At 39.9% G+C, this 8,999-nt stretch carries 7 protein-coding genes; all 7 read left to right on the top strand.

What is annotated here, in order from left to right:
* The first annotated feature begins 420 nt into the window (after positions 1-420).
* The 7 genes from A7Q09_RS07320 (at position 421) to amoC (ending at position 8,809) form a co-directional block, all read left to right on the top strand.
* Positions 421-1,785, top strand: a complete 1,365-nt coding sequence (locus A7Q09_RS07320; protein WP_244228596.1) for a TolC family outer membrane protein — start codon at positions 421-423, stop codon at positions 1,783-1,785.
* A 4-nt stretch (positions 1,786-1,789) separates the two neighbouring features.
* Entirely contained in the window at positions 1,790-2,665 is an 876-nt protein-coding gene (locus tag A7Q09_RS07315) for an efflux RND transporter periplasmic adaptor subunit (RefSeq protein ID WP_134390739.1), read from the top strand.
* A 6-nt stretch (positions 2,666-2,671) separates the two neighbouring features.
* Entirely contained in the window at positions 2,672-4,423 is a 1,752-nt protein-coding gene (locus A7Q09_RS07310) for an ATP-binding cassette domain-containing protein (protein WP_134390737.1), read from the top strand.
* Entirely contained in the window at positions 4,420-5,550 is a 1,131-nt protein-coding gene (locus tag A7Q09_RS07305) for an ABC transporter permease (RefSeq protein ID WP_134390735.1), read from the top strand. The genes A7Q09_RS07310 and A7Q09_RS07305 overlap by 4 nt, the downstream gene beginning before the upstream one ends.
* Positions 5,551-5,591: 41 nt before the next feature.
* Positions 5,592-6,701 (top strand): ABC transporter permease, encoded by a 1,110-nt coding sequence (locus A7Q09_RS07300; RefSeq protein WP_134390733.1) that lies wholly within the window; start codon positions 5,592-5,594, stop codon positions 6,699-6,701.
* A gap of 106 nt (positions 6,702-6,807) precedes the next feature.
* On the top strand, positions 6,808-7,506 hold the full coding sequence (locus A7Q09_RS07295; protein ID WP_134390732.1) for a response regulator transcription factor: 699 nt from the start codon (positions 6,808-6,810) through the stop codon (positions 7,504-7,506).
* Positions 7,507-7,981: 475 nt separating this feature from the next.
* Complete coding sequence (gene amoC / locus A7Q09_RS07290) at positions 7,982-8,809, top strand: bacterial ammonia monooxygenase, subunit AmoC (protein WP_134390741.1); 828 nt, start codon at positions 7,982-7,984, stop codon at positions 8,807-8,809.
* The last annotated feature ends 190 nt before the right edge of the window (positions 8,810-8,999 follow it).

Here is an 8,999-nt window from a genome sequence, read left to right as displayed (position 1 = left end):
TTCCCCCCGCATCCGGCTCGCAGCTTGCGCGCTGCCAGTCCCGGCTCTTGCGCATGAGAGCCAGTAGCCGGAGCGACTCTCCCAAGAGGGCATTGTAAATCTGCCTTGCCATTTCGAACCGAATAGAAAGCTTGTGCTCATCCGCTGGGGTTGTCCGCAGCGGCAGCTTGCAGACAAACGACGGCGCCTAGACTCGCTTCTTCTCAGACATTCTTTTGGGCCTTGTTGTTCGATTGGTACTTCACTCAGCCGTTAGAAGACAGATGGATGTATAAATTCAACCCCTAACGGGAAAAATCCGAACCCGCCTTATCCCACATGTCTGAAGCCAAGGGCTTACGGCGGCCGCATCTGGTCAGAATAGCTTAGCCATTGAGGAATTGACTTTATTTTTCTTAATTTTTATTTTTAGTTTTCAAAATGGACTATTTCTGGAAAAAATTACGCACACTCAATGATTCGATGATTCTAGAAAAGTTCTTTTTATGGTTATGGGGGCTTTTTTGTTTTATTTTCTTTGCAGTGCCAACTGCTAAGGCTGTAGAAGACCTTGTTCAAGTTTTTCAGCAGGCTTTGGAATCTGATCCTATTCTATCGAGGGAAAGCTATCTTTTTACCAGTACTCAGGCTGGGGTTTCAGTCGCTAAAGCGGCTTTGGGACCTACCCTTTCGGTGAATGCTGCCGCCGGAGGAGGAAGTTTGATTGATGTGAATATCAATTCCTTTTCTTTAGCGACAGGTACCTCCTTTGAGTTTTACACCGTTCTTTTAACACAGCCACTGTTCGATGGTCAGAAGCTATCCGCATTGAAAGCTGCTAAATATCAAAGCCAGGCTCAAAGGTCTGGGGTCCAATATCAAAGACAACAACTCATTTTACGAGTTATTCAAGGATATTTTGGAGTTTTACAGGCCAAAGCCAATGTGCGGGTTTCGGAAACAGAACTGGCTCTCTATGAGGAAATTCTTAAGCAAACTGAAGCATTCTTGAAAACAGGGAAAGGAGATATTGTGGCTGTTAAAGAAGCTAAAGCTAAGTATGATCTATCGCAGTCTAATCTTATTACAGCAAAAAATGCCCTGAATATTTCAAAAGCGATCCTAGAAAGAATAACGCATAAACCACTGGAGGCAGAACTTGCGGATGTCAAAGAAATTTCACCAATGAATCCAACTCCCAACAAACTGGACCTATGGGTACAAACGGCTATGGCCAATCAGCCGCTGATCAAACAAGCAAAATCCCTACTGGATGTTTCCTACGCTCAACTTGAGCAAAATAAAAGAGGGCATTGGCCTGTATTATCTGTGGTTGGTTCCTCCAGTCAGCTGGCGGTCAACGCTATTCCTCTTAATTTACAGGTAGCAGCAGGTTTTTTGACTCTGTCTGTCCCACTTTATGATGGGCAAATTGATCAGAAAATTAAACAGTCCCAAGCTCAAGCCAGAGCTACATCAGAAGCTTTAAGAAATACTTCGGATCAAACAAAATTAGAGACAGAAGAAGCTTTTTTGAATTTGCAAAGCAGTGTGCTTCAACTTAAAAGTGCAAAAACCGCCTTAGATTCTGCCAAAACATCTTACGAAGCCACCAAAAAAGGCTATGAACTCGGCACAAGATCAGTGATTGATTTGTTAACGGTGATTTCAGATTTATCGAGTGCCACTAGAAATTATTATAATGCGCTCTATAATCATATTGTATCCCGAGCTCAGCTTAAAGCCGCTGCCGGGGTATTAGAACAAGAAGATATCCTGGCTTTTAACAGCATGCTTAGAAGATAAACCCATGACAAAAAAGAAAACAATGCTTGTTTTTGTCGCTGTTTTACTCACATTGCTTTGCCTTGGGCTTTTCTATTATATTCGCATTCAGCTTTCTGCTGCCAGCACCTTGACTATCTATGGCAATGTCGATATCCGAGAAGTCCAACTGGCTTTTTACGATACAGGGAGAATATTGAAAATGTATGTGCAAGAAGGGCAACGAGTAAAAAAAGGAGAGCTGTTAGCTGAATTGGATCCGGTTCGATTTGAGGATGCTGTTAGGCAAGCTGAACATACGGTGGCGGTGGATAAAGCGGCCTTAGAAAATGCGGAAATAACCTATAAAAGGGACGAAGCACTTGCTAAAGAGCAGTACATTTCTCTTCAAGAGAGGGACAATGCTTTAGCAGCACTAAAAGAAGCTAGAGACAAACTCAAGGCTGATGAAGCCGCTCTTTCCTTGGCAAAACAAGAACTGAAGGATGCAAAACTCTATGCTCCCCAAGATGGAGTTATCGAAGATAGGATTCTAGAACCGGGGGATATGGTTACCCCTCAAACTCCAGTATTCACCCTGGCTCTTGACCGTCCTGTTTGGGTTAGGGCTTATGTTCCAGAAGCTGATCTTGGAAAAATATTTTTAGGAATGAAAGCCGAAATTCTCACTGATAGTTATCCAGGAAAAGTTTTTCATGGCTGGATTGGTTTCATTTCACCAGTTTCTGAATTTACTCCTAAAAATGTAGAAACTCCCGAGTTAAGAACAAAACTGGTATATCAAGTTAGGGTCTATAGTGAAAATCCTGATTATAGGTTGAGATTAGGGATGCCAGCGACAGTTCGCATCCCATTGAATCAACCATATCCACCCGAAAAACCTCCTTTAACCATGGATTAAGTCATTATGGGGGAAAATTCCCATTGCATTCGACTGGAGGCAGTGAGCAAATCCTTTCATACAGCAAAGGGCAAGTTCTTTGCAATCAGAGAGCTATCCTCTACAATAAGCAGTGGGATTATAACAGGGATAGTGGGGCCAGATGGCTCAGGCAAAAGCACACTATTGCGGCTTCTTACTGGAATGTATATTCCGGACAATGGAAAGATCGAAGTGCTCGGGTTGAATCCCCAAGAAAATAAAGAAGCTTTGTCTGCCCAGTTGGGCTATATGCCTCAAAACTTTGGGTTGTATGAAGATCTGACCGTAGAAGAAAATCTTCGGCTGTATGCGGATCTTTATCAAGTGCCAAAGACTGAAAGAGAACAGAAGCTTACAGAACTCCTAGCTATGTTCGGACTTGGACAGTTTATGAAAAGACTTGCCGGAAGACTTTCTGGGGGAATGAAACAAAAACTAGCTTTATCCTCTGTTCTACTTTCTTCGCCTAAGTTGTTGCTGCTTGATGAACCGACTGTTGGCGTTGATCCTTTGTCTAGAAGAGAACTTTGGAAAATTTTGTATGATCTAGTCAAAGCTCGCTCACTTTCCGTTGTGATTAGTACTTCTTATTTAGGAGAAGCACGCTATTGCCAGGATATTCTTCTTATGGATAAAGGACAAAAACTTGTTCAGGGAGGTCCTTCGTATTTAGAAGAAAACGCAAAGAGTGTTGTTTTATTGATTCATTCGGAAAAAATGGATTCAAAAGAACTATTGTTGAAAATTTCATCTAGTCCTTATGTCATTGATCATTCTTTTGAAGGAAAATACATAAGAATTGTGCTTCAAAAAGACAAAGCGGCAACCTTTTTAAGGGAAAATGAGTCGTTAGAAATTGTTTCTAGCCCAGCAGAAACAAAAATAGCTGACTGCCTCTTATCATTTTACCCTCAAAAACGACAACCAGCATCCACATTGATCCAAGAAAACGGATTGACGAAAGAAAAGAGCAAAGGACAATCAACAGAAAAAGTGATCGTTGTGGAAAAGCTCTCAAAGTTTTATGGTAAATTTCAAGCCGTAAAAAAAATAAGTTTTTCAGTTAATCGAGGTGAGATTTATGGAATCCTGGGACCGAATGGGGCGGGTAAATCGACCACATTTCGAATGCTTTGTGGTCTTTTGCCTCCATCGGAAGGCAAAGTTTCTGTGAGTGGTTTTGATTTGAGGACTTCTCCAGCAACCGCTAGATCTCGAATTGGCTATGTCTCTCAAAAGTTCTCTCTCTATAGCAATTTAAGTGTTCTTCAAAATTTAGTATTTTTTTCTAGGGCATATGATCTAAAGGGTGAAAAACAGAAAAAACAGATCAATTCAATGATTGATGAGTATGAGCTTGGAGAGTTTCTTGATATGGAGGCTGGTCGAATCCCATTAGGATTTCAAAAAAGATTGGCTATTGCCTGTGCTACAATGCATGAACCAGACATCCTTTTTCTCGATGAACCGACTTCGGGAATGGACCCTCAAAGCCGAAGAGAGTTTTGGGTCCGAATGATCCGGTTTTCACGGCAGAATACCACTTTACTCATCACTACCCATTATTTGGAAGAAGCTGAATATTGTGATCGGCTAATCATCATTAATAGGGGAAAAATTTTAATCGAAGGAAATCCCAAAGAAATAAAAGCACGTTTTCAAACCATAGAAAATCCCAATCCCACTATTGAGGATGCTTTCATAGGATTAATTGAACGGAGTCCTGAAGAAAATTGAAAAAAAAATTGTTTTTTAACAACCGACTTTATGCCTTTATCCGAAAGGAATGGATCCAAATTTTAAGAGATCCTTCAAGCTTTGTTATTGCCTTTGTACTTCCCGCCATCTTACTTTTTTTGTTTGGTTATGGAGTTTCTCTCGATGCTATCCACCTACCCGTGGGGATAGTAGTTGAACATCCCACTAGACTTTCCTCTAGTTTCGAATCAAGTCTCAAAAATTCAATTTACTTTTCACCCTTATCCTATCAGACAATCCAAAAAGCACAATTAGATTTTCAAAAAGGACGGCTTATAGGTATTATCTGGTTAAGAGGGAACTGGAGTAGAGAATCTTTGGCTTTTGGGAAAGGGACGATCCAAACAATCGTTAATGGGACAGATGCCAACACCGCTCGGCTGCTTGAAGGATATTTGTTGGGAGTATGGACAGGCTGGCTTAAAAGAGAAATGATTGATCAAAACATTCAATTGAGTATGCCTATCTCCCAAGAAATTAGAGTTTGGTTTAATCCTGCATTGATTACAAAAGATTATCTGGTTCCAGGAATCATTGTCATTAACATGACAGTGGTTGGGGCTTTGCTTACCTCTCTTGTTGTTGCCAGAGAATGGGAAAGAGGAACTATGGAAGCGATGCTTGCCACTCCTCTGACTAAGCTAGAACACTTTGTTGGCAAACTTTTACCCTATTTTATACTCGGGATGGGAGGGATGATATTTTCTTTCTTGCTGGCTGTGTTTCTTTTTAAAGTTCCTTTTAGAGGGTCCTTCTGGATGCTTATTCTTTCTTCAGTCTTTTTTCTGTTGGCGGTTTTGGGTATTGGGGCATTAATTTCAAATATCTCTAGAAATTCCTTTGTTGCCAGTATGGTGGCAATCGTTACAAGCTATCTGCCTGCCTTTATGCTCTCAGGTTTTATATTCGATATTCAATCGATGCCTGTGGCTATTCAGTTTCTTACGTTTTTTTTCCCAGCTCGATACTTTGTTTCGATTCTACAAACCCTTTTTTTGGCTGGAAATGTCTGGAGTGTGTTATCTTGGAACCTATTGGTTCTGTTCTTTTTTGGGGTTGTGGTCAATGGGCTTTGTTACATCTCGTGGAAAAGAAGATTGGAATAGGAGTTAGAAGCGGATTCTTAAGAAGGAGAAAAAAAAGAAAAATGTGGAATCGGGTTGTTGGTTTGATTATTAAAGAAATCCTTGTGTTTATTCGAGATCCCAGAAGTCGGTTCGTTCTCATTGTTCCGCCTCTTGTTCAAATGTTTATCTTTGGTTATGCGGCTACTTTTGATCTTTTTAGGGTCTCCTTTGCTCTATATGATGAAAACAGAACGTACCATTCGAGGGAGTTCATAGCAAAGTTTATTGGATCCCCTATTTTTAGATTAAAAAAAGAAATTTTAAATGACTCCCAACTTAAAGATGAAATCCAAAAAAGAAATGTGCTTTTTGTTCTTCATATTGATCGTAGATTTGATCGGGATCTACTTTCTGGCAGAAGCGGTAAAGTCCAACTGATTGTAGACGGGAGAAATTCCAATACGGCTGCGATTCTTACTGGTTATGCCAATCAGATCATAGCCGATTATAATGTTGATTGGATTAAAAAAAGCGGAAGAATCCCTCCACCTTCTCAAATAACCTTTCGTGCGTTCTACAACCCTAATCTTCTTTCCCAATGGTTCATTGTTCCTGGATTGATCGGAATTTTGACTTTTGTTGTCTCAGCGATGACCATTGGACTTTCTATTGCTAGAGAAAAAGAAATGGGCACTTTCGATCAGTTGCTTGTCACGCCTCTTAGACCGATAGAGATTTTGGTAGGTAAAACCATTCCAGGTTTAATTTTTGCTATGGCTCAAGCGACGCTTATTTTGCTAGCAGCTCTTTTGTGGTTTAAAATTCCCTTCCATGGCCATATCCTTTTGCTTTATTTAGGACTCTTCTTTTTTCTCTTTGCGATCATTGGAATAGAGCTTGCAATTTCTTCTATTTCTTCCACCCAACAACAAGCCTTGTTAGGAGTGTTTTTCTTTTTAGTTCCTTCAATCATACTGTCTGGTTTTTCTACGCCGATCCGTAATATGCCTGAACCAATCCAGTATCTTACTTTTCTTAATCCTATGCGGTATTTTCTTGTCATCGTGCGAGGTATTTTTTTAGAGGCTAAAGGATTGGATACTTTGTGGGATCAATATTTGCCTCTTTTAGGTATCGGATTAGTGAGCATGAGTTTTAGCTGGTTTTTGTTTAAACAAAGACTCTATTAAAAAAAGCAAAAAAACTTTATAATAAAACCGGTAATAATTATAGAAAGCTTGATTCAATTAAAAATATAATTTATAATTAATCTAAAATAAGTAGAGGAAGAGTTTTATGGTTGATGAGCAGAAAGTACACAAGGTTTTAATAGTGGATGATCACACGATTTTAAGAGAAGGTCTCTGTCAGCTAATCAATTCTACGACTGGAATGACTGTATGTGGAACGGCGAAGAACGCTCATGAGGGTTTCGAGCTAATAGAAAAAACAAAGCCTGACATTGTCTTGGTCGATATTTCTCTCCCTGGGAAAAGCGGTCTTGAACTCATTAAAGATATCCACACGGTTTATCCAGATATCGCTATTTTCGTTCTATCTATGCACGAAGAGTCATTATATGCAGAGAGGGTATTACGCGCGGGAGCTCGTGGGTATTTAATGAAGAGCGAAGGGGGAGAAAAGCTAATTGCTGCCCTTAAAAAAGTCATTGCGGGAGGAATATCCGTTAGTGATCATGTAGCTAATCGGATTCTCCAAGGGGTTTCTGGCAAAAGAAGATCTTTATCCATTAGTCCAATTGAGGCTTTAAGCGATCGGGAGTTTGAAGTCTTTCAACTAATAGGGAAAGGCTATGGGAGCCGACAGATTGCAGAACAATTAAGCTTGAGTGTCAAAACCGTAGAAGCTTACCGGGCAAGTATAAAACAAAAACTCTACCTTAAAAGTGGCCCACAACTTGTACATTATGCCATTTCTTGGCAGCAATCTCAAACTAGCGGCGTCGATACTGATACGCTATCAGCAAAAAACTAAGTGGGATCTTTTTATACATTATAGTTCAGGGATATGCCTAATATACAATAGGGTATATTTCTTTTAATATTATAGTATATTCATGTATGATTTTATAATAGATATGCCTATTTTAAAGTCGGTTTCTATGACATTAAAAAAAATGGTTATATATTTAAAAACATATAGGATTATATTATAATATTCTTTAAGTTAAAATAATATAGATTTGTCCAATATTTTTTATTATAAATATATAAATATTATCACTCTGATTCCAATCAGGACCTGCGGATATGGATATTTCCTATTTTAATTGACACTATCCCTTAAGTTATAATCTATCATTTTCCTCCATCTCACTAATTGCCTAAAAAAATATAGATATTATGGTTACAAAAGAATCCGGTTGGTATACCGGCTTCAATTAATGGTTTTCGTTTTCAATATAAAAATGAAAGCCGTTAGGTATGAACAACTAAATAGGAGGAATTCTATGGCACAAGCAACAACTACTACGACTATGGCGATTCCTGAAAGATCGCTATTTTCATGGAATCGAATGTGGTTGGGCATTGGTCTACTTAGCGGTTGGTATATTCTTGTCAATCTATATGAAAGAGCATTTGCTTTTACAAAAGGACTGGATTATACCTCCCCTGAGTATCAGACCTATTGGATGAATCTGCTTTTAGCAGAACTGGCTTTGGAGGCGCTGGCTTTCATTGCCGTATGCACCTGGCTATGGGTGAGTAGGGATAGAAATTTAGAAAATATTTCTCCTGTCGAAGAGCTCAGAAGGTACTGGAATCTTGGACTGTTTATTGTGGTCTATACGGTAGGACTTTACTGGGGAGCCAGTTACTTTACTGAGCAAGATGGGACATGGCATCAAACGGTGATTCGTGATACGGATTTTACTCCAAGTCATATCATCGAGTTCTATCAAAGCTATCCTATATACATAATACTGGGAGTAGGATCCTTCATGTATGCCATCACCAGGCTGCCCATGTTTGCTAGGTCTTTTTCTATTCCCTACGCCGTACTTGTTGGCTCCCCGCTGATGATCTTTCCTAATGTGGGATTGAACGAATTCGGTCATACCCGCTGGTTTATGGAGGAGCTTTTTGTGGCTCCACTCCACTGGGGTTTTGTGGCCTTTGGATGGGGCGCATTAGCAATCATGGGGGTTTGGCTCCAAGCATGTCCAAGGGTCTATGAGTTGATCAAGCAGGTCTATTTAGGAAAAACAGCAACTTCGCCATCAAAAGTAATGGAAGAACCCGAAAAATCGGTTGATCCCGCTTATTGCGAAGTCTAACAGGGGAATCGAAAAAAAACAAAATCAAAAAAGATTCCCAAAGGGGCGGTTCACTAACTCAACAACCGCCCCTAGCCCATGTTTGGTGAAAATCGCCTGATTTTGGGGGTGCTCCAGAGGAGAGGGAGCCATTTTTGCCGAAACATAATTATTATGAATAAATCTTTTAAAGTAACTAGATCGGAAGAGC

Source organism: Methylacidiphilum sp. Yel (assembly GCF_004421185.1).
GTDB lineage: Bacteria > Verrucomicrobiota > Verrucomicrobiia > Methylacidiphilales > Methylacidiphilaceae > Methylacidiphilum.
Note: the sequence above shows the minus strand (reverse complement) of the source record. Positions and strands in the feature narration are given on the sequence as shown.

Excerpts from the sequence above, each read along its gene's own strand:
- A7Q09_RS07320 (WP_244228596.1), top strand. The coding sequence starts at position 421 with ATGGACTATTTCTGGAAAAAATTACGCACACTCAATGATTCGATGATT.
- A7Q09_RS07315 (WP_134390739.1), top strand. The coding sequence starts at position 1,790 with ATGACAAAAAAGAAAACAATGCTTGTTTTTGTCGCTGTTTTACTCACA.
- A7Q09_RS07310 (WP_134390737.1), top strand. The coding sequence starts at position 2,672 with ATGGGGGAAAATTCCCATTGCATTCGACTGGAGGCAGTGAGCAAATCC.
- A7Q09_RS07300 (WP_134390733.1), top strand. The coding sequence starts at position 5,592 with ATGTGGAATCGGGTTGTTGGTTTGATTATTAAAGAAATCCTTGTGTTT.
- A7Q09_RS07295 (WP_134390732.1), top strand. The coding sequence starts at position 6,808 with ATGGTTGATGAGCAGAAAGTACACAAGGTTTTAATAGTGGATGATCAC.
- amoC (WP_134390741.1), top strand. The coding sequence starts at position 7,982 with ATGGCACAAGCAACAACTACTACGACTATGGCGATTCCTGAAAGATCG.